This is a genomic window from Streptomyces sp. NBC_01261 (genome assembly GCF_036226385.1).
Taxonomy (GTDB): Bacteria; Actinomycetota; Actinomycetes; order Streptomycetales; family Streptomycetaceae; genus Streptomyces.
This window is the reverse complement of record NZ_CP108463.1, coordinates 549,647-572,106: the sequence shown is the minus strand read 5'-3', so window position 1 is coordinate 572,106 and position 22,460 is coordinate 549,647. Positions and strand designations below refer to the sequence as shown.

Here is a 22,460-nt window from a genome sequence, read left to right as displayed (position 1 = left end):
TAGTGCCATGGGAACTCGGCAGGTCACTAGTGGGTCGGTGCGAGGGCTGCGAAAGTGGTCACCTCTGGGCGGCCGGTCGGCCCTCCGACGGTGCCGGACGCCCGGCCGGACGGTCCGGGAAACCGTCTCTGCCTGCGAAGCGAGTGTTCTGACGGTGGAGTGCCGGTGGTCGGGCGGGCCCTGTCACGTACATACGTTACTTGTAACCATCATGCACCTGTTGGTGTAATAGGGGCAGTCGGCACCGATTTTCTTCCCGACGAGTCGGGGCAAATTGCGGGCGCCCGGACTCGCCGTTCACCGAATTTTACGAGCCCTTATTTGATGAGGTTCTCTTCGTGTCGCAGACTCGAATTGAATTCAATACGTCACGCCATGCGGAACCTCCGGTACTTGAGGGGTGGTACCGGTGCAGGCTCGTCCGAGCCGAGCGGAACAGCAACTTCAGCGGAGCACACACCTATGCCGAACCGCGCCGGCTGACCGGTCTCCGGGCGACCGGCCTTGACGGCATCGTCGTCGACGACAGCACCTCGCAGAGCTTGCCCGAGCTGCGCCAGGTCATCGCCGACCGCTACCTGTCCAGCGAGGCTGACGCGGCCCTCCTCGTCGGACGCGGCTCCGCGCTCCGTGGGACCGGCACCCCGCCCTGGACCGACCTGGGCCCCCAACCGGACGAGTCGGTACCGGTGACCGCCGAGCCGGTCTCCGCGGCTCATGACGGTGCCGATGTCGGCCCGGCTTCCGCCGCCCGTGACGGTGGTGCCGCGTCTGATCGGCCCCCGTACGCCATGTTCACCTCCGGGGCCACCGATGAGCCCAAGGCCGTCGGTATGGGGCGGGACGCGCCGCACGGCTTCGCGCCGGCCGCCGCCCGGCCCGGCCTTGGCCCCGAGGACCGGTGGCTCCAACTGGCCGTCCTCGGCTTGGACATGGTCGTGGAGGAGCTGTTACGCGTCCTCACCCGCGGCGGGACCGTCGTCTGCCGCCCCCGTACCGGCGTACCGGCCCCGGAGGACCTGCCCGGCGCCCTCGGTGTGACCACCGAGGAGCTGTCCACCCAGTACTGGCACGAGTACGCGCACTGGCTGGACGGCCGGGGCGGGGTCACCCCCGCCGCGCCGCGCCGGGTGCTGGTCGGCGGCGAACGCCCGGACGCCGACGGCCGGCGGCGCTGGGAGCGCGCCCGGCTCGTGCACGTCTACGGGGTGACCGACTGCACGGTCATCTCCATCCTGGACGAGGGGCGGCTGCCGGACGACGCCCCCGAGGTGCCGATCGGCACCCCGTTCGCCAACGCCGAGGTCAGCGTGCGCGACTCCGGCCGGCGGCCGGTGCCGCCCGGCACCGTCGGAGAGATCCACATCGGCGGACCCTCACCGACCCCCGGCCACCTCGGCGACCCGGAGCGGACCGTGCGGCGGTTCGTCACCGGCCCGGAGCCCGGCGGCGGACGGCTGTACGCCATCGGCGACCTCGGGCGGATCCTGCCCGACGGCAACGTGGAGTTCCACGGCTGGGCGGACGACCGGATCAGGATCCGCGGCCACGGGCTCGAACCGGCCTCGGTGGAACGGCTTCCGGCCGCCGCCTCCGCGGTCGCTCAGGCCGTCGTCCCGGTGGACACCCGGACCCGCGGCGCCCTGCCGGCCTGTCCGGGCCCGGTCGATCCCCGCGACGCGCCTGGTCACCGGACTCCGCGCCGACTTCCCCGGGACCGTCGGACTGCGGGCCACGACCGTCCTCGACCATTCGACATCCCGCCGGCTCGCCCAGTGGCTCTCCGCGGCGCAGACCCGCCCCCGCCCGATGCCGGCCCCGTTCCCACCAGCCTCACGTAAGGACTGAACTGCCATGGACACACCCTCCGAGGAGCGCGTCCTGATGCTGACCCCGGACGAGGCGCAGCGGACGGCCGAGCTCACGATCGGTGCCGCGGAGCGCTACACCGGCGACCACGACCCGGCCCTCCTGCTCGATCTGCCCCGTCTCGCCGCGGACCTCCCGGTACGCACCCAGCGCTTCCTGCGTACCTTCGCCATCGACGAGCCCACCGGCTACTGCGTGGTCAGCGGGCACCTCTTCGACCAGGACCGCATCGGCCCAACCCCAGAGCACTGGCGCGGGCGTCCCCGCCCCAACCGGGAGTTCCCCGAGGAGATACTCGTCCTGCTGTACGCGGGCCTGCTCGGCGAGCCGTTCGGCTGGACCACCCAGCAGGACGGCCGGCTGGTGCACGACATCTTCCCCGTCCGCAGCCACGAGAACGATCAGCTCGGCCTCGGCAGCAAGGAGCTGCTGACCTGGCACACCGAGGACGCCTTCCACCCGCATCGCGGCGACTACCTGGTGCTGGCCTCCCTGCGCAACCCCGACAAGGTCGCCACCACCGTGGGCTCGTACGCCGGCGGTTCGCTCTCCGAGGACGACCTGGAGGTGCTGTTCGAGGAGCGTTTCCACATCGCCCCCGACGAGTCGCACCTGCCCAAGAACAACTCCGCCCGTTCCGGCGGCGACTCCGAGCGGTTCGCCACCATCGAGCGGCTGATTGACGAACGCCGCCCGGTGGCCGCGCTGTTCGGCCCGCGCCAGGAGCCGTACCTGCGGCTGGACCCGTTCTTCATGGAGGTCCCCGAGGACGATCCGGAAGCCCGTCGCGCCCTCGACCACCTGATCGCGGTCGTCGACTCCGGGCTGCGCGAGGTCGCCCTGGAGCAGGGCGACTGCCTGGTCGTCAACAACCACCGAGTGGTCCACGGCCGAGTGCCCTTCACCGCCCGCTACGACGGCACCGACCGCTGGCTCAAGCGCATCAACGTCACCCATGACCTACGCCGCTCCCGGACCATGCGGGCGAGCGCCGGCAACCGGCTGATCGGCTGAGGCGGCCATGGCGGACCTGTCGGCCCTCACGGTCACCAGTCTGGAGCGGGCACCGGAGCTGGAGTCGGCCGTCGACCGGCTGATCACCGACAACATGCCCCCGTTCATGAGCTGGGAGTCGCCCGGCAACTGGCGCTGGCACCGGCTCTACGACACCCACCCCGCGCACCAGGTCTGTGTGCTGGACGAGGAGGGTCGGCTGGTGGCCGCCGCCAACGGCCTGCCGGTCCCCTGGGACGGCACGGTCGACGGGCTCCCCGGGGGCTCCGACGACGTGCTGGTCTCCGCGTTCGACGGACCTGCCGCCCGCGCCGACGCGCTGTGCATGCTCTCGGTGAGCGTCTCCGACCGGCTGCGCGGCAGCGGCCTCGCCGAGGAGCTGCTGACCCGGGCCAGGGACGAGGCGCGGGCCGCAGGCCTGCGCGGCGTCGTCATCCCGGTCCGCCCCACCCGCAAGGCCCGCTACCCGCTCGTCCCCATGGCCGACTACGCCCGCTGGAAGCGGCCGGACGGCACACCGTTCGACCCTTGGCTGGCCACCCACGCCGCGCTGGGCGCCGAACTGCTCGCGCCCTGCGACCGCTCGCTGGTGATCAGCCAGCCCGTCGCCCGCTGGGAGAAGATCACCGGTCACCCGCTGCCCGGCCCGGCTCGTCACCTCGTACCGGGAGCCCTCGCCCCCCTGGAGGTCTCCGCGGACGGCGAGGGCGTCTACGCGGAGCCCAACTTCTGGGTGATCCACCCGGCCACCTGATCCGCCGCACTCCTACGACCACACCTGAGGAACGACCACACCCGAGGAACACCCACACCTGAGGAGTCCCATGCCACCGCTGCGACTGGCCGTCGTCGGCTGCGGAGCCGCCGCCCGGTCCTGTCACCTGACCTCGCTGCCGAACGTCCCGCAGATCCGGCTCACCGCCCTGATCGACCCGGACCCCGAGCAAGCCCGTGCCGCCCTCAAGTGGTACACGGACCAGGGCGGTACCGCCGAGGACGTGCTGATCGCCCGCTCGGTGGAGGAGGCCGCCGACGCCTTCGACGCCGCCGTGGTCGCCGTACCGCACACCGCGCACGCCGCCGTCGCCGGCGACCTGCTCACCCGCGGCAAGCACGTGCTGCTGGAGAAGCCGATGGCGACCTCCGCCGCCGACGCCGAGGCCCTCGCCGCCGCCGCGGCCGCCGCCCGGGGCACCCGCCTGCTGATGGCCCACCCCCGGCGGTTGTTCCCCGCCAACGACTGGGTGCGCAGGCTCATCCAGGACGGCGACCTGGGCACCGTCACCCGGGTCCGCTGGACCGAGGGTCACCCCTACAGCTGGGAGCCGGTCTCCTGGTCGATGTTCGACCGCGGTCTCGCGGGCGGCGGCGTCCTCACCGACACGGCCTCCCACGTCTTCGACATCCTGTTGTGGTGGCTCGGCCCGGACGTCGAGGTGGTCGACTACGTCGACGACAGCCTCGGCGGGGTCGAGGCCGACGCCGTCGCCACCCTGCGCATCGGGGGAGTGGAGACCGTGCTGGAGCTCAGCCGGGTCCGTGCCCTCGGCATCAGCTGTGTCGTGACCGGCACGGCCGCCGAGGTGAGTGTCGGCACCGACTTCCCCGCCGGCGAGTGCACCCTGATCACCGCCTCCGGCGAGGAACTGCACCGCGGCGACGTGAGCGCCGTGCCGCCCGCCCAGGACGAGTGGGACGACCTCTTCGTCGAGCAGTTGCGCAACTTCGCCGACGTGTGCTCCGGCGCGGACGTGGCGCCGCACGCCACCGCTGAGGACGGCCTGCGGGTCGCCCGGCTGATCGAGCAGTGCTACGCGGGGCCCGCGCGACGTCCGCTGGCCCAGCCCTGGCTGACCGGAACGACTTCGAGGAGCACGGTATGAACGACTTCGCGGGCAGGCGTGTCGCGGTCACCGGTGCCAGCGGGTTCATCGGCGGACGCGTGGTGGAGCGGCTGGTGCTGGGCACCGGGGCCGAGGTCCGGGCCCTGGTACGCGGCTACGGCCGAGCCGCCCGGCTCTCCGTGCTGCCGCAGGAGCGGCTCACCTTCCAGGCCGTCGACCTGGACTCCCCGCAGAGCCTGCGCAAGGCCCTGCACGGTTGCGACCTGGTCGTGCACTGCGCGTTCGGGTCGCAGGGCGAGGTCGACGACCGCTGGCGCACCACCGTCGAGGGGACCGCGAACCTGCTCGCCGCGGCCAAACTCGCGGGCGTGGAGCGGCTGGTGCACCTCAGCACCGTCGACGTGTACGACACCTCCGGCCTGGCGCGCTTCGACGAGACCGCTCCGCCGCTCGGTGCGGACGCCGACGACCGCGAGTACGAGCAGCAGAAGGCCGCCGCCGAACGGCTGGTGCTCGCCGCGCACGGCGACGGACCCGAGACCGTCGTCCTCCAGCCCGGCGTGGTCTACGGCCCCTGGGGCGGACAGTGGACCGTCGCCCAACTGACCCGCCCGGCCGAGGAGTTCGAGGAGCTGGCGGTGACCGGTGCGGGCGGCGCCTGCAACGCGGTGTATGTGGACGACGTCGTGGACGCCGTGCTGGCCGCGCTCGCCGAACCCGCCGTGGCCGGGCGGAAGTTCCTCGTGGGCGGGCCCGACGAGCCGAGTTGGGGCGAGTTCTTCGACCGGCTGCGCGGCATCCGCGGCCTGCCCGCGCCGGACGGTACCCCCGCAGGCGGGGCCGTCCCGGACTGGGAGCAGGCGCTCTACGCCAGCCCCGCCCGTATGGACGCCGCGCTCGCCGCGCGCCTCCTGGCCGTGCCCCTGACCACCCTGGACGAGGGCATGACGCGGACAGCGGAGTGGGCGCGCTGGGCCGGGTACGGGGTACCGGGCGGGGTCGGCCGGTGACCCGGGTCCTGGTGATCGCTCCGCATCCGGACGACGAGGTCATCGGGTGCGGGGGCTCCATCGCCAAGCTGGCGCAGTCCGGCGCTGAGGTCACCGTGGTCATCGTGATCCGCCGCGAACGCGGACTCGCCGACCGCGAGGTCGCGGACGAGGAGTTCGCGGCGGAGACCACCGACGCCTGCCGGGTGCTCGGCGTCAAGCGGTGCATCACGCTGGACGCGCCGTCCCGTGACTTCGCCGCCGACCGGCAGCTGCACCTCGCCATCGTCAAGGTGCTGCGCGAGGTCCGCCCTGACCGGGTGTACCTGCCGCACCGCGACGACGGCGACATGGAGCACCGGGCCGTGCACCGGCTCGGCCTGGAGTCGTTGTGGATGGCGGAGTCCGACTTCTTCGAGGAGGCCGGGCCGCCCGCGCCGCCGCCGTCCCTCGTACTCGGCTACGAGATCTGGGCCCCGCTGGGAGAAGTCCAGTACACCGAGGACGTCACCGACCAGATCGAGCTGAAGGTCGAGGCCATGCGCTGCTACCGCTCCCAACTGCGGCACGCCGCCTGGGACGAGGCAGTACGCGGACTGGCGTCCTACCGGGCCGTCACGAGCACCGGACGGGGCCACAGCGAGGCCTTCGAGGTCATCCGGATGGCCGGCACCGGGCCCTGAACCGGCTGGTCCGGGGGCCGACCGTGCGGCCCCCGGACCGGTCCCGCCGGGCGACCCGGTCCGCCCGCAGCACGTCCGCGATCGCCGAGTCCCGAGCAGCCAGGAACCTGAGCACCAGGGAGGTGAACTCATGAGCAACCGGGGCGAACACCTCCGCGCTCTCGATCTGATACCGGTCACCGGGCACCTCGGTCGGCTCCACCGCCGCACCGCCGGCCTCGCGGTTGCCGCCGCTCCCGCCGTCGGGTGCCACGTTGAAGAAGGTCCACGGGCGTTCCAGCAACCGGCCCAGGTGGTTCGGGGCGAGCGAGGAGGCCACCAGGTCCGGCAGGTGCCCCTCGGGGCGCCGGGATCAGCAGCGCGCAGGTCTCCGGCGGCAGCCGGCCGTCGAACGTGCCCACCGCGCGACTGCCGTTGGTCTCGTGACTCTCGACGGCGAGGCGCAGCGCCTCGTGACGGCTCTCGTTCGCGGTGCGCACGCGCATTCTCCTTCCGAAAAGGAAAGGGAAATGGCGTGCCTGGAAGTGCCAGGAATGGTAATCGAGTCTACTGAATTGGGCGGGCAGTCGTGACGCAATATGAAGCAGGCGCAAATTTCTTCGGAGAGTATGCCGATGTTTATGCCGAAGCACCCTATCTTGATTTCACGGAGGAAGTGTCGAAAAAGCTCCCCGACCTTATCTCCCATTACCGTGCGGGCAGCGGGTCGCTGCTCGACCTGGGCTGCGGCACGGGAACGCTGCTGATCGCGCTGGCCGACTCCTTCGGCCGGCTGACCGGCGTCGACCAGTCGCCCGCCATGCTGCGGCACGCCGACACGGCCGCCCGGCGGGCCGGAGTCGCCGTCGACCTGGTCCGCGGTGACCTGCGCGACTACCGCGGCGACCGGCGCCACTCCGTGGTCACCTGCACCTACAACACCGTCAACTACATGGTCGGTGCGGGCGACCTGGAGCTCGCCGCCCGCACCCTGCGGGCCGCGACCGAGGACGGCGGCCTCGCCGTGTTCGACGCGCACCCCGCCTGGTTCGTCGAACGGGCCTGGGCCGGACGGGTGTTCGTGGAGCAGAACACCGAGGACATCCTGGAGGTCTGGGAGAACCCCTACGACGCCGCGACCGGCCGCGTGGACACCACGGTCACCGTCGTGCGCCGGACCCCCGACGGCGGCTGGCACCGTGTCCACGAGACCCATCCGCAGCGCGGCCACGACCCGGCAGCGGTCACCGGTGCCCTGCTCGCGGCCGGCTTCACCGGCGTGGACACGTACGCCGGGCTCGACCGTGAGCCATTGCGCGAGGACACCCAGCGCGTCTGGTACGTGGCCAGGTGACCGACACTCTCCTGATATGCGGGATCGGCTCCGGAATGGACAGGTCGCTCGCCCGTGTGAAGGAAATGGGAATGCGTATCCTGGTCGTCGCGGACCAGATCACCGAACGCGTGGAGAAAAACGCCGATATATTCCTGAAGGCCGACCCCGACGATTTCGCCGGTGTGCTGTCGGCGATTCGTGCGGAACGGCCGGGAATAATATCCGGCGTCATGACCCTCGGATACGACAATCCACCGGTCGTGGCCCGGCTGGCCGCCGAACTGGGCTGCCCCGGCGTGCCCGTCGAGGTGGCCGACCTGTGCACCCTGAAGGACCGCCGGATCGCCGCCCTGGACCGGGCCGGACTGCCCGTGCCCCGGTTCGCCGTCGCCACCACCGCCGACGCCGCCCTCGCCGCGCTGGACCGGATCGGACTGCCCGCCGTCGTCAAACCCAGCGACCGCACCGGTTCCCTGGGCGTCGCCAAGCTGGACGACCGCGGCACCGCGCGGGAACCCGTCGAGCGGGCCCTTGCCCTGAGCCCGACCGGACGGGTCGTCGTGGAGGAGTACCTGACCGGCACCGAGCACACCGTGGCCGGGTTCGCCGTCGAAGGCCGGCTGCGCGTCACCGGGTTCGCCGACCGCGAATACGGCGAGAAGGAGCGATTCTTCCCGCACTTCTTCGAGGGCGGCGACACCCTGCCCTCCGTCCTGGACGAGGCACAGCGCGCCGAGGTGGTGCGCACGGTCCAGCAGGGCGTCGACGCGCTCGGGCTGAGCACCGCCGTCGTCAACACCGACATCCTGCGCACCCTCGACGGGCGGGTGTACCTGCTGGAGATCACCTGCCGGCTGACCGGCGCCCGCATCGCCACCGAGGTCATGCCGCTCGCCACCGGCGTCGACCCGCTGCCCAACGCCGTCCGCCTCGCCCTGGGCCGCCCGCTCGCCGAGGAGGAACTGCGCCCCACCCGCGACCGGGCCGTCGTACAGCGTTATCTGCCCGCCGACGGCGGCACCGTCGAATGGGTCGGCGACCTGGCCGAACTCGCCCGCACCCCCGGCGTCCACGACGTCTTCTGGGGCTTGGACCTCGCCCCCGGCACCGTGCTGCCGCCCTACCGCGGCGGCGACGAGGTGCTGGCCGGCGCGATCACCAGCGGCCCGGACACCGCCGCCGCCGAAGCCCTCGCCACCCGGATGCTGTCCCGCCTCCCTCTGCGCCTCACCGACCGACCCGCCGCCCTCGCACCCTGACCGCGCTCCACCCTCCGACAAGGGAATACCGATGACCACCACCGCGTACGACCACTGGTCCGACACCTACGAACTGTTCGAGGGCGCCATGGCCGAGGACACCTGGCGCCTGGGCATCGGGGCCGAACTGGCCAAGCTGGCCGCCCCCGGCCCCATTCGCATCCTCGACCTCGGCGCCGGCACCGGTATGGGCAGCCGGGTACTGGCCGACCTGGCGCCGCAGGGCGAGGTCACCTCGCTGGACCGCTCGGCGGCCATGCTGGAGCACGGCGGCATACCGCCCGAGCTGCGCATCGTCGGCGACATGGCACGCTTCGCCGCCGAGCCCGACTCCTACGACTTCGTGGTCTCCGGGTTCGACGCCCTCAACTACCTGACCGCCGCCGACCTCGCCGAGTGCCTGGGCAACGCCGCCGCCGCCCTGCGCCCCGGCGGCCACCTGGTCTTCGACTACTCCTCCCGCAAGGTCCTCCAGGAGGACTGGCGGAACCTGGAGCACGAGGAGACCCGCGACGGCGTCCGGCTGCACCGCACCCACCGCTGGGACCCCGTACTGGCCCGCAGCCGCTCGGTGCTCTCCCTGTACGGGGCGGACGGCCTGCTCTGGCGCGAGACCCATGTGCAGTACGTCGTCGACCCGTTCACCATGGAGGAACTGGGCCGGACCGCGGGCCTGCGCACGGTCCGGGTCCGCGACATCGACGGCGACGGCTTCACCCCCGGCCACACCACCCACGTCTACGTGCTGCGCAAGGACGAGCAGGGCGTCCCGGACACCGGGGCGCAGGCATGACCGCCGACGAGGCCGCCCCCGGCGAGGAGCGCACCGAACGGGTGCTGGCGAGCACCAGCGTGGTCATCGCACTCCGCGACGACCTGCGCATCCTGGACTGCATCGACTCCGTCGACGAGGACGTGGAGATAGTGCTGGCGCTCAACGGTGCCACCGACGAGATCCGCCGGGTGCTGCGCGAGCACCCGAGGCCGCTGACCGTCACCGAGATACCCGACGCGGGCAACCTCGGCGCCGCCTACAACGCGGGTGCCGAGGCGGCGAGCGGACGCTATCTGCTGCTGATGGACTCCGACTGCACCTTCGCCCCCGGCGTGGTCCGCATGATGGCCGCGGCCGTCGCCACCGACCCGGTGGTCAAGGGCCAGGTCGTGTACGGCGAGTCCGGCAGCCTGATGAGCCGGCTCACCGCCCGGGTGCGCGAGTACGACGAGGGCGAGTACGTCAGCGCCCTGTCCCCGCCGCTCATCTACGACCGGGCGATCGTCGAGCACATCGGCGGCTACCACTTCGACGGCCTGATCCACTGGTGCGAGGACCGGGAGTTCGACTTCCGGCTCCAGCTGGCCGGCATCCCCGTCCGGCACGTCCCCGAGGCCCGCATCTTCCACGACGCCCAGGTCGGCCTCCAGAACATGCGCAGCTACTTCCGCTACGGCGTCGGCGAGGGCATCGCCCAGGAGACCGGTGTCTTCACCACCCCCGCCGTGCCGGTGCTGTGGCGGCTGTACGAGGCGTCTCGAACGCTCGCCGGATGTGCCCGGCACAAGGGGATCGGGGCTGCCGCCTACTACGCCCTGCTCAAGGCGGCGTTCCACACCGGCACCCTGTATCACCTGGTGCGCGACCCCTACGGCGTGCGGCCCCGCTACCCGGCGACCGCCGCCCGCGCCCGGATGCTGCGCGCGATCCCGCAGCACTGCACCGAGCTGACGCCCGTCCAGCGTGAGCGACTGCGCCGGGCGCACCTTCGGGCCGGGCGGCGGATCGTGCCGCTCACCGACCTCACCGTGTTCCGGCCCGGCGGCGACCCGAAGCCCGCACCGTCGTCTCAGGCCGCGTCGTGAGCGTCCGGCAGGTCGGGACGGACCGGGAGCAGCAGCCGCGAAGGCCGGCCCGGTCCGTGGTGGACCCGGTTGACGGCCGTGGCCACCGGGGCGTCCGCCAGGGTCAGCGGGGTGCCGCCGGTGTTCGGATTGGGGTCGAAACGCGGGAAGTTGCTGCTGGAGACCTCCAATCGGACCCGGTGACCGGGCCGGAAGACGTGCACGAGGGTCCCCGCCTCCACGAGCAGCGCGTGCACCGTGTCCGGGAGCGGCGGACGCACCCCGTCCAGCCGGGCCCGGTGCCCGGTCCGGACGACGCCGTCGCAGAGGATCTCCGCGCGGCCGTCCGGACGCACGTCGACCAGCTTGGCGGTGAAGTCGGTGTCCGGCGCGGACGAGGAGACGTACAGCTCGGCGACGACCTGTCCGGACACCACCAGGGGCGCGTCCAGCCGGGGTCCGGTGTAGCAGAGCACGTCCGGGCGGTCCTCCACCGCGCGTTGGTCCAGGGGGCCGCAGTCGGCGCCGACGAGCATGCCGGTCATGCAGGTGGCCCCGCCGGCGGTCGGGACGGGGTCGCGGGGGTCGTAGCGGTAGACGTCCGTGACCTCCCGGCGCGGCGGGCCGGGGCGCAGCACGCCCGAGCCGTGCCGGGTACGGGCGTCGCCGTCGCTGTCCAGGTGCAGCGCGAGCGGGACGCTGTCCGCGCCGGGCGGACCGGCGGGGGCGACCCAGCGGTCCGCCCCGCTCACGAACACCTCCACCGGCGGCCCGGCTTCCTCCCTCCCGCCCTTGAGATGCCTGTCGAAGAAGGCGAGATGGGCTGCCGTCATGTCGAACTCCGCCTCGTCGGCGGCGAGTCCGTAACGCCGTTCGGGGAACACGCCGCCGGTCACGCAGTGCGACCAGGGGCCGATCAGCAGGCGGTCGCCGGACCGGGGCGAAGGGATGCGCAGGGTGCCCGGCAGGAAGATGTCGTACCAGCCGCCGACCACCAGCGCCGGGGGGCGTTCCCTGTCCGGGACGGCGGTCAGCCCGCTCCAGTGGGCGTCGGGGCCGGGGTGCTCCAGCCACTCGCGGTAGTAGGGGGCGAGCCGGTCCAGCAGCGGCAGCGCCCGCCACGGCGCCCGGTAGAGCTCGTCGATGTTGTCCAGCGCCTCGGCCACCGCACGGACGTCCGCGGCGGTGCCGCCGGCCCGCTCGACCTGTCCGTGCAGCAGGTCGCCGAGCACCCAGTGCAGACAGAACCCGAGCTGGAAGGCGCCGCCCAGGTACGTCCAGCCCTCGTAGGGGTCGGCGGCGGCGACGTGCGGGGCGAGGGCCCGCAGCGCGGGTGGCGCGGCGGCTGCCGCGTGCCACTGCGCGACACCCTCGTAGGACCGCCCGATCATGCCGACGGTCCCGTCGCACCAGTCCTGGCCTGCGGCCCACCCGACGGTGTCCCGGCCGTCCGCGGCGTCGTCGGCGAACGGCCGGAAGAGACCCTCGGACGCGTACCGGCCGCGCACGTCCTGCACCACGAGGCCGTACCCGGCCTCCACCAGCCGCATCCAGTCCAGGGAGCGGCCCCCCGCCGAGGCCCCCTTGCCGTACGGGGTCCGCTGGAGGAGAACCGGCAGCGGGCGGACGGTGTCCGGGCGGTACACGTCCGCCCGGAGCACTACGCCGTCGCTCATGGGCACGGGCACGTCCCGTTCGATCACGAGTCGCACGGGCATCTCCTGTCAGCCGGCGGACCGGGTGTAGGTGGGGTAGTGCAGGACCTCGCCGCCGAACCCGAGCTTGAACCGGTTGATCCCGGCCGTCTTCTCGTCCACCTCACCGGTGGATATGCCGCTCAGGTCGAAATGCTCCAGTCCTTCGGCGGCCGCCCGCCTGATGGTCTCGAAATGCACGAAGTTCATCGAGCCGTCGACGCGGTGGTCCGGATGTGTAGCCACAAAGCGGGCTTCCAATGAATTCTTGTTGCGGAAGCATATGGAACCGGCCGCCACCTGACCCTCGTGCAGCGCGGTGAAAAGGTGGACCGACGCATGTTCCAGCAGATCGTGCAGCAGGTCGAGGGGGGCGAGGTCGGGTGAATTCGCGCGGATCATCGCCGGTGCGTAGAAATCGTAGAACTCGGCGATCCGGCCGGGGTCGTCGGCGAATTCCAGTCCGCTGCGCAGCGCCCGGCGCACCCGGCTGCGGGTGCTCGGGCGCATCCGGGCGAGGATCGCCTCGTCGCCGCCGCCGGTGGGGACGAGACCGGTGGCGTAGGGCGGGCCGGGCCGGTACCCGGCTGCTGCCAGAACCTCGGGGAAGTCCCATTCCGGAAGCAGCACCAAGGTGGCCGGACCGAGCTGGGCGATGCCGCTGAGCAGGGCAGACAGTAGTTCCGGGTCCGGGTGTCCGGCCGGCCCCTTCCACATGAACCAGCCGTCCTGACCGCCGTCCTCCAGCAGTGTCGCGGCCCACCGGCCGCCGGGGCGGCCCGCACGCAGCAGTCGTACGGGATCGCCGCGCCCCGACAGCAGCCGGAACCGGTCGGCGCTCTGGTGGAAGTCCTCGGCCGGGACATCCGCCTGGTCAGGAACGTCGGCGGTGCTTTCCGGGTGCATGATCAGACGAAGCATGGCGTGCCCTTTCTTCTGGTTTCTCGCGCATGGAAATCGGAAATGTCCAGCGGTTTTCGAGGCATGCAGAAAAGCGGGTAACGGCTCAGAGTCGGTCGAGCTGACCGGCGGATTTCCGCCCGGTGCGGCACCAGAGAAGGAAAAAGTCCGGCGCCTATTTCTTCGGCGCGGTATCGCTGCTAATTTCTAGCGCACAGGTCGTCGTCCGTCAATTACCGGGCCGCACGGTCCGTACGAAGGGAATGACTTGCCATGCGAATTCTTGGTGTGAACGGCTGGCCGGGCGCGAGCCACGACGGGTCCGCCTGCCTCCTGGTCGACGGGAAGGTGGTCGCGTTCGCCGAGGAGGAACGCTTCACCCGGCACAAGCACGGCTACGGCGAGGCCCCGCTGCACGCCGCCGCCTTCTGCCTTCAGGAGGGCGGTCTCGCCCTGGAGGACATCGACGTCGTCGCCCACGGCTGGGACATGCCCTCGCTGCTCACCCGGCGCGGCCTGGACTGGTTCCCCGACAGCGCGCGGGCGCTGGACTTCCTGTTCCCGCGTGAGTACTTCCCCCGCGGTCGCGACCCCGAGCTGGTCTTCGTCCCGCACCACACCGCCCACGCGGCCAGCGCCTACTACTTCTCCGGCCGCGACCAGGGCGCCGTCCTGGTCCTCGACGGCCAGGGCGAGTGCGAGAGCGCCACGCTGGCCTCGGCCGTCGGCGGCGAGCTCAAGGTCCTGGAGGCCGTCCCGCCCGGCTGGTCCCTCGGCTACTTCTACGCCGCCGTCTGCCAGTACTCGGGCCTCGGCGCCGACGCCGCCGGCAAGGCCATGGGCCTCGCCCCCTACGGCACCCCCGGCGACCTGACCTTCGGCGGCGGCCTCAGCTTCCTCGACGACGGCTACGCCGTCGGACCGGTGCCGCGCACCCTGCTGTCCACCGGCAGCACCGACGAGGAGACGGACACCCTGCGGCTGTGGCTCGCCCACCTGGAGAAGACCAGCGCGCTGCCGCCCAACCGCACCTGCCGCCACTACGACCGGGGGAGCGGCCGCTACATCCGGCGCACCGAGCGCGACCCCTACGAGTACCGGGACTTCGCGGCCACCGCCCAGGAGGCACTGGAGCGCTCGGTCGTCGCCATGGCCCGCCGGCTGCTGCGCGAGACCGGCCAGGACACCCTTCTGGTCGCCGGTGGCGTCGGCTTCAACGCCACCCTCAACGGCAAGCTCGCCCGGCTGCCCGAGGTGCGCGACCTGTTCGTGCAGCCGCTCGCCGGCGACCAGGGCGTCAGCCTCGGCGCCGCCGGCTGGGTGGCCGCCCAGCACGGCGAAGCCATCACGCCGATGACCGGCACCCTCGCCTGGGGCGAGCAGTGGGACGCCGACGCCGTCCGCCGAGTGCTGCACAAGCAGGGCGTCCGCCACACCGAGCACGAGGACATAGCCGACACGGTGGCCGGACTGCTGGGCCGCGGCCAGATCGTCGGCTGGCACCAGGGACGCGGCGAGGGCGGCCCCCGGGCCCTGGGCCACCGCTCCATCGTGACCGCGCCGTTCCCGGTGGCCAAACGCGACCGCATCAACCTCACGGTCAAGGACCGCGAGTGGTGGCGGCCGTTCGCGCCCAGCATGCGGCTGGAGGAGGCCCCCGCCCTGCTCGGTGACGGCACACCGCTGCCCTACATGATCGTCACCACCCCCGTACCCGACGCGGGGCGGGCCGCGATGCCCGCCGTGATCCACGTCGACGGCACCACCCGCCCGCAGACCGTCACCGCCGAGGACGACCCGCTCTACCACCGGCTGCTGGGCCGGGTAGCCGAGCACACCGGACACGCCGTCGTGCTCAACACCTCGTTCAACGGCCGCGACGAGCCGGTCGTGTGGACCCCCGCCGACGCCCTCGCCACCTTCGCCCGCAGCCCCCTGGACGCACTGGCCCTCGGCCCGTTCCTGATCCGCCGCACCGACTGAACCCCGGTGCCGCGCGCACCCGATCCTCCTGTCAGCCGGACGCCTTCGTGCTAGCGTCCTCCCATGCCTTATTAGGTCCGAATTCCCCAACCGCCGTCCTCCGGCTCCTTCCGCGTCGGCCTGGTGTACCTCTACACAGGCCTGACCGAACTCCTCCCGCTGAACGCCGTCTACGCCCTGCTGATGACCTCGCACGGGGTCTCCACGGAAGAGCTGTCAGTTCTCTTCGCGGTGTGGACGATCACCACCTTCGTCTGCGAGGTGCCCTCCGGGGCTCTGGCCGACCGTTTCCCCCGCCACCGCGTGCTGGCCGCCGCGGCGCTCGCGCAGTGCACCGGATTCGCCCTGTGGACCGCGCTGCCCTCGCTCGGCTCGTTCGCGGCCGGATTCGTCCTGTGGGGTGCGGGCACCGCCCTCACCTCCGGGACACTCCAGTCCCTGCTCTACGACGGGCTCGCCGCCGAGGGCAGGGCCGGACAGTACGCCCGGATCAGTAGCCGGATGGCTGCCGTCCAGGCGTGCTCGCTGGCGGCCAGCTCCCTGGCCGCCACGCCGCTGGTCCTGCTCGGCGGCTACCCCGCGACCGGCTGGGTGTCCGTCCTGTTCACCCTCCTCGCCGTTCCCACCGCCCTGGGCCTCGGCCGCCGGACCCCCGGCCCGGTACCGGACCCTGAGCCGGTACCGGAACCGGAACCGAAACCCGGGCCACATGGCTATCTGACCGTGCTGCGCGCCGGGCTCGCCGAGGCCCGTGACACCCCGCGGGTGCGCTCCGCCGTCCTGCTGGTCGCGGCCCTCACCGGCCTCGGCGTGGTGGACGAGTACCTTCCTCTGCTGGCCCGCGAGGCCGGCACGCCCGCCGCCGCCGTACCACTGCTCCTGCTGCTGCCCTGGGCGGCGATGGCGGCGGGCGGTTTCGCCGGCGGGCGCATGGCCGGGGCCGACGACCGACTGCTGGCGGTGCTGCTCGGCGCGGGTGGCGCGGCCCTCGCCGCCGGAGCGCTCACCGGCCGCCCGGCCGGGTTCCTCGGCATCGCGGCGTTCTACTGGGTGCTGCGACTGGCCCAGATCGTCGCCGGCACCCGGCTCCAGCACGCCATCTCCGGACCCGCACGCGCCACGGTCACCTCGGTCGCCGGCCTTGGCGCCCAGGCCGTCGCCCTCGGCGTCTTCCTGACCCTCGGCCTCGCGGCTCGCTGGGCCTCCGCGGCCGTACTGGTCGCCCTCACCGCCGTACCGGTGCTGCTGCTGGCCGTCCGGCTGGCCCTGCGCCCGGACGCCGCGCACGACGTCCCACCACCGCGGTCCGACGAGCCCCCTCCTCCGGCACGGGCCGACGCCGTCGAGCGACCCTCATGAAGGAGAGCGACGCATGACAACGAACACGGCCGCCGCCGTCGTGGAGAGCGTGGCCGACGGCGTAGAGCAGGCCCTCGGTCTCACCTCCGGTGCGTCACCGTCCCGCGGGGAGCGGCTGGACCTGGCCCACCGACTGATCGGCTCCGTGCTCGACGGCACGGCGGCCGGCGGCGAGACCCGATGAACTCCGCCTCGCGTCCGGCACCCACGCTGGAGGCGAACCCGCAGCAGGCGGCCCAGCTGATCGCCTCTCTGCAGTCCGACCGGCACCGCGTCGGCACCTTGGCCGTCCGCGTCCCGCTGGACGCCGAAGGAGCCGGCGGGGCGGCGGGTGTGGTCGGCCTCGCCGAGACCCAGCGCGCCTGGACCGCCCTGCTGCGCTCGACCGCGGCCCTGCGCGTCCGCTACCACGACACCCCCGACCGGCTCGTGCAGGAGCTGCGCGGCTACGACGATCTGCCCGAGGAGACCGTCCGGGTCACCCTCCACGACGACGACCCGGACCCCGACGGTCTCGCACCGATCGGGCCCGTCCTGCTGACGGCCCGTCTGGACCTGCGCGGCAGCGGCCCGGTACTGGCCCTGCGCGTGCACCACGCCCTCGTCGACGAGCACTCCGTACTGCTCGTCGGCCGGGCGCTGCGGCACTTCCTCGCGGACCCCGACGCTGTCCCCGAGGACGACACCGACCGCTACCGGCGCGCCCAGGAGGCGCTGCTGGAGGCTTCGCGCAAGGCGCTGCCGCCGCGTCCGCGCGACGGGGCACCGCTCCGGCCGGCCGGCTCCGGCGCGACAGACGCGCCGCTGCTGTGTCGTCCTGGCGGAGACCCCTGGGAGCGCGCGCACCACGCGGTGCGGCTGGAACCCGGGACGGTCGCCGCGTTGCGGCTGGCGGCCGGGCGGGCCCGCGCTTCCGCCGTCTCCGTGGCGCACGCGGCCGTCCTGGCCGCGCTGCACCGGCTGGCACCGGACCGCACCCCTGTGGTCGGCGTGCCGATGACCCTGCGCGACCTGAGCGCGGTCGGCTTCGACGCCGTCGGCCTCTACCTCAACGTCGTGCCCACCACCATCCCCTGCTCCGCGGCCGACACCTTCGGCGAACTGGTCGAGCGGGTCCACGCAGAGTCGCCGGCCCTGCACGGCCGCAAGTTCGCGTCCGTCGGAGGCCGCGCCGGGGCGGACGACGTCGCCGGCCCCGGCAACCGCACCAACGCCGATCTGGTGCTCGCCTTCCGGGACGGCTCCCTGCCGCCCGGCACCGACGAGCGTGCGTCGGCGGCCCGATGGTCCGCGGAGCCCGGCGCCCCGCTCAGTGTCGAGATGGCGCTCGGCCCCGAGGACGGGCTGATCCTCTTCGACTGGCGCAGCGGGCTCGTCCCCTGGCCGCCCGCCCCGCAGCTCGCCTCGGCCGTCGTCCGGGCCCTGACCGACCTGCCCGCGCGACCCGAGCTGCGGGTGGGGGAGTTCGCGCTGCTGGACGCCGCGAGCACCGCCGAGGTGCGGCGGAACCTCGGCGGTCACCCGCCGACGGCCGGCGCACCGGCTCCCTCCGTCGTCGAACTCGTCGAGCGCGCCGCCGCCCAGGCGCCCGGAGCCCCGGCCGTCAGCGACGGCGAACGCGCCTGGAGCTACGACGAGTTGACGGCCGCCGTGATCCGGGTGCGGGCCGCGCTGCGGTCCCGGGAACTGCCCCGGGGCACCCGGGTCGCCGCCGCCTGCGGCCACGACACCTGGCAGGTGGCGACCGCGCTGGCGGTCTGGCAGGAAGGCCTCTGCTACGTGCCGGTGGACCCCGGCGGCCCCGCTGAACACAATCGGTTCGTACTCGCCGACTCGGCGTCCGCGCTGGTGGTGTGCGGCCGCGGCACGGCCGGTGCGCCCTTCCTGTCCGGGACACCCGAACGGGACGTCCTCACCACCGACGCCCTGCCTCCGCGGCCGGACGCCGGCACCGCGCGACCCGGCGGCCGACCCGGACCGGACGAACCCGCCTATCTGGTGTACACCTCCGGTCCGATGTACACCCCGGGCCGCCCCGAGGGCGTGACCGTCACCCACCACAACCTGGCCGCGTTCCTTCGGGCGATGACACTGGCCCTGCCCGGCGCCGCGGAGGGCGACTGGCTGGCCGAGACCTCGCCGTCGGTCGACACCTCCTACGTCGAGATGTTCTGGCCGCTGACCCACGGCCGACACGTCCAGCTGCGCTTGCCCGACGCCCGCGAGAACGCCGCCGACCGGCGCCCGTTCGAGCACCGCCAGTGCACCCCCGCCCGGGCCGGCCAACTGCTGACCGCACGGGAGCTGCGCCACCCGCTGGGCCGCTGGGACGTCGCACCGCGCTACTGGCTGCTGGGCGGCGAAAGGCTGCCCGGCACGCTCCTGCAACGGCTGCGCGCGGCCTACCCGGACACTGTTTTCGTCACCATGTACGGCCCCGCCGAGGCGACCGTGTGGGCCACCTACCACGTGGTCCGCGGCGACGAGGGCACCGACGTGCCCCTGGGCCGGCCGCTGCCCAACAGCGGGGTGCTGGTGACCGATCCGCACGGCCACGACGTGCCCCAGGGCGTCGTCGGCGAACTGCTCGTCACCGGCGACTCGGTGGCGCCCGGCTACCTCAACCGTCCCGAGGCGACCCGGCAGCGGTTCACCGTGATGGCCACGATCGACGGGGCGCGCGCCTACCGAACCGGTGAACTTGTGTGCGCGGGACCGGACGGCCGCCTGTACTTCCGAGGCCGCGACGACGACCAGGTGAAGATCCGCGGCCACCGCGTGGCACCCGGCGAACTGGAGCAGCGGCTGCTGGCCCTGCCGGGCGTCCGTGAGGCCGTCGCCGTCGTGCTGGACGGCGGAGATCCCGAGCGGGTGCGGCTGGTCGCAGCCGTCACGGTGGTCGGCTCCGTCTCCTTCGACCCGGCGGAGGTCCGGCGGCGGCTGGTGGCCGAGGTCCCGGAGGCGATGCTGCCCGCCGAACTCGTCGTCCTGGACGCCCTGCCGCGGCTGAGCAACGGCGAGGCGGACCGGCTCGCCGTGCGGACCGCCTGCGAGGCGGCCGCTGCCGGGGCGGACGGGCCGGCCGCCGGGCCGTTGTCCGAGGGCGGTCCGCGGACCGCCTCCGCCGATGCCCCCTGCATGGCGGGCGCGCCCGGCGCCGGTGCCGCGGGCGGGGCGCAGGACCCTGCGCTGGGCGTGGTGCTTGCCGCGGCCGAGAAGATCTTCCACCGGCCGATCGTCGGCCAGGAGAACTTCTTCGACCTGGGCGGCAACTCCCTGACCGCGCTCCGGATGACCGCGCTCGTCCGTGCCGAGGGCTTGCGCCTGGAGGTGGAGGACGTCTTCGACCTGCCGGACATGCGCGCCCTGGCCGACCAGGCCACCCCGGCCCCCGGCGGCCGGCACTGACCGGTCCCGAGCAGCACGCGCACCGCGCCGCCCGGGACCGTCCGGCTCGGTCGCTTCCCCGCTTTTCCCGTCCCGCCCTGCCGCCGTCCCGCTTCCAGCCTTCAGCCTTCCCGAGACGGGCGCTCATGTCCGGCGACGTCACCGTGCTCCGCGCAGGCGATCCCTGACCCGAGCACTGGACCGGCGACGGTCGGCTCGCCGTCTTCCTGGTGGCCAGGACGGTGCGCGCGGTGCCGGGGGGGACCGGATGCCACCGTCACCCTGACGGAGATGCACTCCGGGTCCGGACCGGCTCTGGTTGCCGGACTCCTCCGGCGCCCGCTACACCAGCGAGCCGAGGTTCGTCGCCACCCGGTCGGGTTCCCGCCGCGAGAGGGTCAGTTCCAGCACGAGCGCCTGACTGCGCGCGGACAGCGCCCGGCTGAAGCCCGTCGGGAGGTAGAGGACTTCGCCCGCCCGGAGCCGGTGCTTCAGCCGGCCGACTTCGGCGGGCCAGTCCGTCCCGAGCGGGGTGAGGCGCACCTCGACGGCCTCTCGCAGCGGCAGCAGGAAGGTGTCGGCCGCGACTGGCGTCCCGTCGGTGGTGTCCCCGGCCGCGACTGTGCGGTAGGTGGCACGGGTCCGGCGGCCGACGAGCGTGCCGAGGCGTTCGGCGAGGTCGAGCGCCGGGTGTCGCGGGGCCGAGCCGTGCTGCCCGTGGGCCGCGACCAGGGCTGGGACGACGGTTTCCTCACCCCGCGGCCAGACCACCGCGGCGCTGCGGCCGCCGTGGGTGGTGAACGTCCACACCATGTCGGTGAGGAAGGCCTCCAGGTCGGCCTCGAAGGTTGATGCTGCGTCCATGCACTTCTCCTCGTGCGGTCCGGGGCGCACGGAGGCACTGCGGGGAATCCTTTCGGAGGCAGCGCTCCGCCGACGTGGTGTGGGCCCGGATTCGGTGAGCGTTCGTGTTCCGGCGTGTGCTCGCGGCTGAGACGCGAGGGAACTGCGGGACGTACCGGCCGTGTCACCACCGTCGGGGATGCGGGGGCGGCAACAGCGTGGACGTGAGGCCGGCGCTCGGGCCCGGCGACTCCTGGGTACGAGCGGTGAAAGCCGCGAGCACACGGGCGATACGCGACGCGGGATGCGGCGGAACCACCGTACAGATGCCGCCGAGTTGGCGCCGACACCTGCCACGATCGCGACTTTGGCCCACCGGTCCGGGTCGCGCAAGTCATTATTCCTCGCCACTGCCGGTCGGCGGACGCTCCGTCAGTCGGGCGCGGGCGGCTAGCACTCCTGCCTGGAAGCGGCTGTCGGCGCCAAGCTCTTCCATGATGTCGGCTATGTGCCGGCGGGCGGTGCGCAGCGACATGCCGAGGCGACGGGCTATCGACTCGTCCTTCAGCCCGGCGGCGAGCAGGTCCACGATGGTCTGGTGGATCTCCTTGGCCACCCGTTCCAGGCCGTCCTGGGCGGCGTCGGAGAACGGGGTCGCCCGGATCCAGTGCTGCTCGAAGATCGCGTGCAGATAGCCCACGATGGTGGGCTCGCGCACCGCGACCGCACCCCAACTGCCGGTCTGTTCGGGCAGGAAGGCGAGGCTCTTGTCGTAGATGATGACGCGCCCGAAGAGTTCATGCGCGGTCCGGTACTCGGCGCCGAGCGCCGTCGCCGCCGCCACGTACGCCTGGCTGGGGGCGTTGAAGCGGGCCGTGTGGTGGTAGAGGGTGCGCATGCGCACGTTCCTGGAGAGCAGGGCATGGTCGCGGCCCAGAGCCTCCTCCATCGCCTCCGGGACCCGCCCGCTGCCGCCGGGCTGGCTGCTGACCACCTCCTCCCGGCACTCGACCGACGCCCGGTTCAGGGCGGCCCTGACTTCCTCCAGTGTGGGGATCACCTCGACGGTGACGTCGCGGTTGCCGGTGCGGCCGGTGAAGAAGTGGTCGCGTAGGCGGTCTATCTTCCCGTGGATCAGATCGAGTTGTTCCTCCTGGCGGCGGATGGTGGCCCGTAACGGCGCGGTCAGCGTGGCTGCCACCGCGTCCGGGTCCACGACCGCGACCTCGCTCGCTGTGTTCCGTGCGCGTCTCACAAGACCGAAGGCGGTCAGCCGCTTCAGTGCGGTAGCGGCTCTTTCCTGCGGGATTCCGAGCTCTGAGGCCGCCTGTTCGGCCTGGCCTCCGCCTCCGTCGACAAGCCATCCGTAGACGAGGATGTCGTCTTCGTCGATGGAAGGGGACCCCGGTGACCTTTGCTGCTCGTCCATTCATTCAGTATTTGCACAGTTGGTGAAGAATCCAGAGTCGATTGGGCAAGGTT

19 protein-coding genes are annotated in these 22,460 nt (G+C 72.7%); 14 read left to right on the top strand and 5 right to left on the bottom strand.

From position 1 onward, the window contains the following. Nucleotides 1-338 precede the first annotated feature (338 nt). The 6 genes from OG226_RS02350 to OG226_RS02325 all read left to right on the top strand — a co-directional run bounded on the left by OG226_RS02350 (nucleotide 339) and on the right by OG226_RS02325 (nucleotide 6,399). Nucleotides 339-1,841, top strand: a complete 1,503-nt coding sequence (locus OG226_RS02350; RefSeq protein WP_329347610.1) for an AMP-binding protein — start codon at nucleotides 339-341, stop codon at nucleotides 1,839-1,841. A gap of 13 nt (nucleotides 1,842-1,854) precedes the next feature. After that, a complete protein-coding gene (vioC, locus tag OG226_RS02345; RefSeq protein ID WP_329347608.1) occupies nucleotides 1,855-2,883 on the top strand; it encodes an arginine beta-hydroxylase, Fe(II)/alpha-ketoglutarate-dependent in 1,029 nt (342 codons plus the stop codon). A gap of 7 nt (nucleotides 2,884-2,890) precedes the next feature. Further along, the gene (locus tag OG226_RS02340) at nucleotides 2,891-3,637 is read left to right on the top strand and encodes a GNAT family N-acetyltransferase (RefSeq protein WP_329347606.1); all 747 of its coding nucleotides are present in this window, start codon (nucleotides 2,891-2,893) and stop codon (nucleotides 3,635-3,637) included. A 70-nt stretch (nucleotides 3,638-3,707) separates the two neighbouring features. Then, nucleotides 3,708-4,766: a Gfo/Idh/MocA family protein gene (locus OG226_RS02335; RefSeq protein WP_329347604.1), complete on the top strand. Its 1,059-nt coding sequence runs from the start codon at nucleotides 3,708-3,710 to the stop codon at nucleotides 4,764-4,766. Beyond that, complete coding sequence (locus OG226_RS02330) at nucleotides 4,763-5,737, top strand: NAD-dependent epimerase/dehydratase family protein (RefSeq protein ID WP_329347603.1); 975 nt, start codon at nucleotides 4,763-4,765, stop codon at nucleotides 5,735-5,737. Before OG226_RS02335 ends, OG226_RS02330 begins: the two co-directional genes overlap by 4 nt. Continuing rightward, nucleotides 5,734-6,399 carry a PIG-L deacetylase family protein gene (locus OG226_RS02325; RefSeq protein ID WP_329347602.1) on the top strand — a complete coding sequence of 222 codons (666 nt, stop codon included), beginning with the start codon at nucleotides 5,734-5,736 and terminating at the stop codon, nucleotides 6,397-6,399. Before OG226_RS02330 ends, OG226_RS02325 begins: the two co-directional genes overlap by 4 nt. On the opposite strand, the gene OG226_RS02320 is transcribed toward OG226_RS02325, so the two are convergent. Beyond that, nucleotides 6,371-6,718 carry a hypothetical protein gene (locus OG226_RS02320; RefSeq protein ID WP_329347601.1) on the bottom strand — a complete coding sequence of 116 codons (348 nt, stop codon included), beginning with the start codon at nucleotides 6,716-6,718 and terminating at the stop codon, nucleotides 6,371-6,373. The two genes, OG226_RS02325 and OG226_RS02320, sit on opposite strands and share 29 nt — an antisense overlap. Before the next feature lie 336 nt (nucleotides 6,719-7,054). Here OG226_RS02320 and OG226_RS02315 point away from each other — a divergent pair, with 336 nt between their 5' ends. The 4 genes from OG226_RS02315 (at nucleotide 7,055) to OG226_RS02300 (ending at nucleotide 10,833) form a co-directional block, all read left to right on the top strand. Continuing rightward, on the top strand, nucleotides 7,055-7,732 hold the full coding sequence (locus OG226_RS02315) for a class I SAM-dependent DNA methyltransferase (protein WP_329347600.1): 678 nt from the start codon (nucleotides 7,055-7,057) through the stop codon (nucleotides 7,730-7,732). Nucleotides 7,733-7,803: 71 nt separating this feature from the next. Further along, entirely contained in the window at nucleotides 7,804-8,973 is a 1,170-nt protein-coding gene (locus OG226_RS02310; RefSeq protein WP_329347599.1) for an ATP-binding protein, read from the top strand. A gap of 31 nt (nucleotides 8,974-9,004) precedes the next feature. Beyond that, the gene (locus OG226_RS02305; protein ID WP_329347598.1) at nucleotides 9,005-9,766 is read left to right on the top strand and encodes a class I SAM-dependent DNA methyltransferase; all 762 of its coding nucleotides are present in this window, start codon (nucleotides 9,005-9,007) and stop codon (nucleotides 9,764-9,766) included. After that, nucleotides 9,763-10,833 carry a glycosyltransferase gene (locus tag OG226_RS02300; protein WP_329347597.1) on the top strand — a complete coding sequence of 357 codons (1,071 nt, stop codon included), beginning with the start codon at nucleotides 9,763-9,765 and terminating at the stop codon, nucleotides 10,831-10,833. Before OG226_RS02305 ends, OG226_RS02300 begins: the two co-directional genes overlap by 4 nt. Here OG226_RS02300 and OG226_RS02295 read toward each other — a convergent pair. Together OG226_RS02295 and OG226_RS02290 are read right to left on the bottom strand one after the other, a co-directional pair. Then, on the bottom strand, nucleotides 10,818-12,524 hold the full coding sequence (locus OG226_RS02295; RefSeq protein WP_329347596.1) for a CocE/NonD family hydrolase: 1,707 nt from the start codon (nucleotides 12,522-12,524) through the stop codon (nucleotides 10,818-10,820). The two genes, OG226_RS02300 and OG226_RS02295, sit on opposite strands and share 16 nt — an antisense overlap. Nucleotides 12,525-12,536: 12 nt before the next feature. Continuing rightward, nucleotides 12,537-13,427 (bottom strand): GNAT family N-acetyltransferase, encoded by an 891-nt coding sequence (locus tag OG226_RS02290; protein WP_329347595.1) that lies wholly within the window; start codon nucleotides 13,425-13,427, stop codon nucleotides 12,537-12,539. A gap of 252 nt (nucleotides 13,428-13,679) precedes the next feature. Between OG226_RS02290 and OG226_RS02285 the strand changes: the two genes are divergently transcribed. The 4 genes from OG226_RS02285 to OG226_RS02270 all read left to right on the top strand — a co-directional run bounded on the left by OG226_RS02285 (nucleotide 13,680) and on the right by OG226_RS02270 (nucleotide 20,156). After that, on the top strand, nucleotides 13,680-15,389 hold the full coding sequence (locus OG226_RS02285; RefSeq protein WP_329347594.1) for a carbamoyltransferase family protein: 1,710 nt from the start codon (nucleotides 13,680-13,682) through the stop codon (nucleotides 15,387-15,389). Between the two features lie 123 nt (nucleotides 15,390-15,512). Continuing rightward, nucleotides 15,513-16,748, top strand: coding sequence for an MFS transporter (locus tag OG226_RS02280; RefSeq protein ID WP_329347593.1), 1,236 nt, complete (start codon nucleotides 15,513-15,515; stop codon nucleotides 16,746-16,748). 13 nt (nucleotides 16,749-16,761) lie between these two features. After that, nucleotides 16,762-16,932, top strand: a complete 171-nt coding sequence (locus OG226_RS02275) for a hypothetical protein (protein WP_329347592.1) — start codon at nucleotides 16,762-16,764, stop codon at nucleotides 16,930-16,932. After that, on the top strand, nucleotides 16,929-20,156 hold the full coding sequence (locus tag OG226_RS02270; protein ID WP_329347591.1) for a non-ribosomal peptide synthetase: 3,228 nt from the start codon (nucleotides 16,929-16,931) through the stop codon (nucleotides 20,154-20,156). Before OG226_RS02275 ends, OG226_RS02270 begins: the two co-directional genes overlap by 4 nt. A 321-nt stretch (nucleotides 20,157-20,477) precedes the next feature. Here OG226_RS02270 and OG226_RS02265 read toward each other — a convergent pair whose 3' ends face one another. Beyond that, nucleotides 20,478-20,999 (bottom strand): hypothetical protein, encoded by a 522-nt coding sequence (locus tag OG226_RS02265; protein ID WP_329347589.1) that lies wholly within the window; start codon nucleotides 20,997-20,999, stop codon nucleotides 20,478-20,480. 376 nt (nucleotides 21,000-21,375) lie between these two features. Further along, nucleotides 21,376-22,407, bottom strand: coding sequence for a helix-turn-helix transcriptional regulator (locus OG226_RS02260; protein ID WP_329347588.1), 1,032 nt, complete (start codon nucleotides 22,405-22,407; stop codon nucleotides 21,376-21,378). Nucleotides 22,408-22,460: the final 53 nt, after the last annotated feature.

Coding starts and splice junctions, on each gene's coding strand:
- vioC (WP_329347608.1), top strand. CDS start 1,855: ATGGACACACCCTCCGAGGAGCGCGTCCTGATGCTGACCCCGGACGAG.
- OG226_RS02340 (WP_329347606.1), top strand. CDS start 2,891: ATGGCGGACCTGTCGGCCCTCACGGTCACCAGTCTGGAGCGGGCACCG.
- OG226_RS02335 (WP_329347604.1), top strand. CDS start 3,708: ATGCCACCGCTGCGACTGGCCGTCGTCGGCTGCGGAGCCGCCGCCCGG.
- OG226_RS02330 (WP_329347603.1), top strand. CDS start 4,763: ATGAACGACTTCGCGGGCAGGCGTGTCGCGGTCACCGGTGCCAGCGGG.
- OG226_RS02310 (WP_329347599.1), top strand. CDS start 7,804: ATGCGTATCCTGGTCGTCGCGGACCAGATCACCGAACGCGTGGAGAAA.
- OG226_RS02305 (WP_329347598.1), top strand. CDS start 9,005: ATGACCACCACCGCGTACGACCACTGGTCCGACACCTACGAACTGTTC.
- OG226_RS02300 (WP_329347597.1), top strand. CDS start 9,763: ATGACCGCCGACGAGGCCGCCCCCGGCGAGGAGCGCACCGAACGGGTG.
- OG226_RS02290 (WP_329347595.1), bottom strand. CDS start 13,427: ATGCTTCGTCTGATCATGCACCCGGAAAGCACCGCCGACGTTCCTGAC.
- OG226_RS02285 (WP_329347594.1), top strand. CDS start 13,680: ATGCGAATTCTTGGTGTGAACGGCTGGCCGGGCGCGAGCCACGACGGG.
- OG226_RS02275 (WP_329347592.1), top strand. CDS start 16,762: ATGACAACGAACACGGCCGCCGCCGTCGTGGAGAGCGTGGCCGACGGC.
- OG226_RS02270 (WP_329347591.1), top strand. CDS start 16,929: ATGAACTCCGCCTCGCGTCCGGCACCCACGCTGGAGGCGAACCCGCAG.
- OG226_RS02265 (WP_329347589.1), bottom strand. CDS start 20,999: ATGGACGCAGCATCAACCTTCGAGGCCGACCTGGAGGCCTTCCTCACC.
- OG226_RS02260 (WP_329347588.1), bottom strand. CDS start 22,407: ATGGACGAGCAGCAAAGGTCACCGGGGTCCCCTTCCATCGACGAAGAC.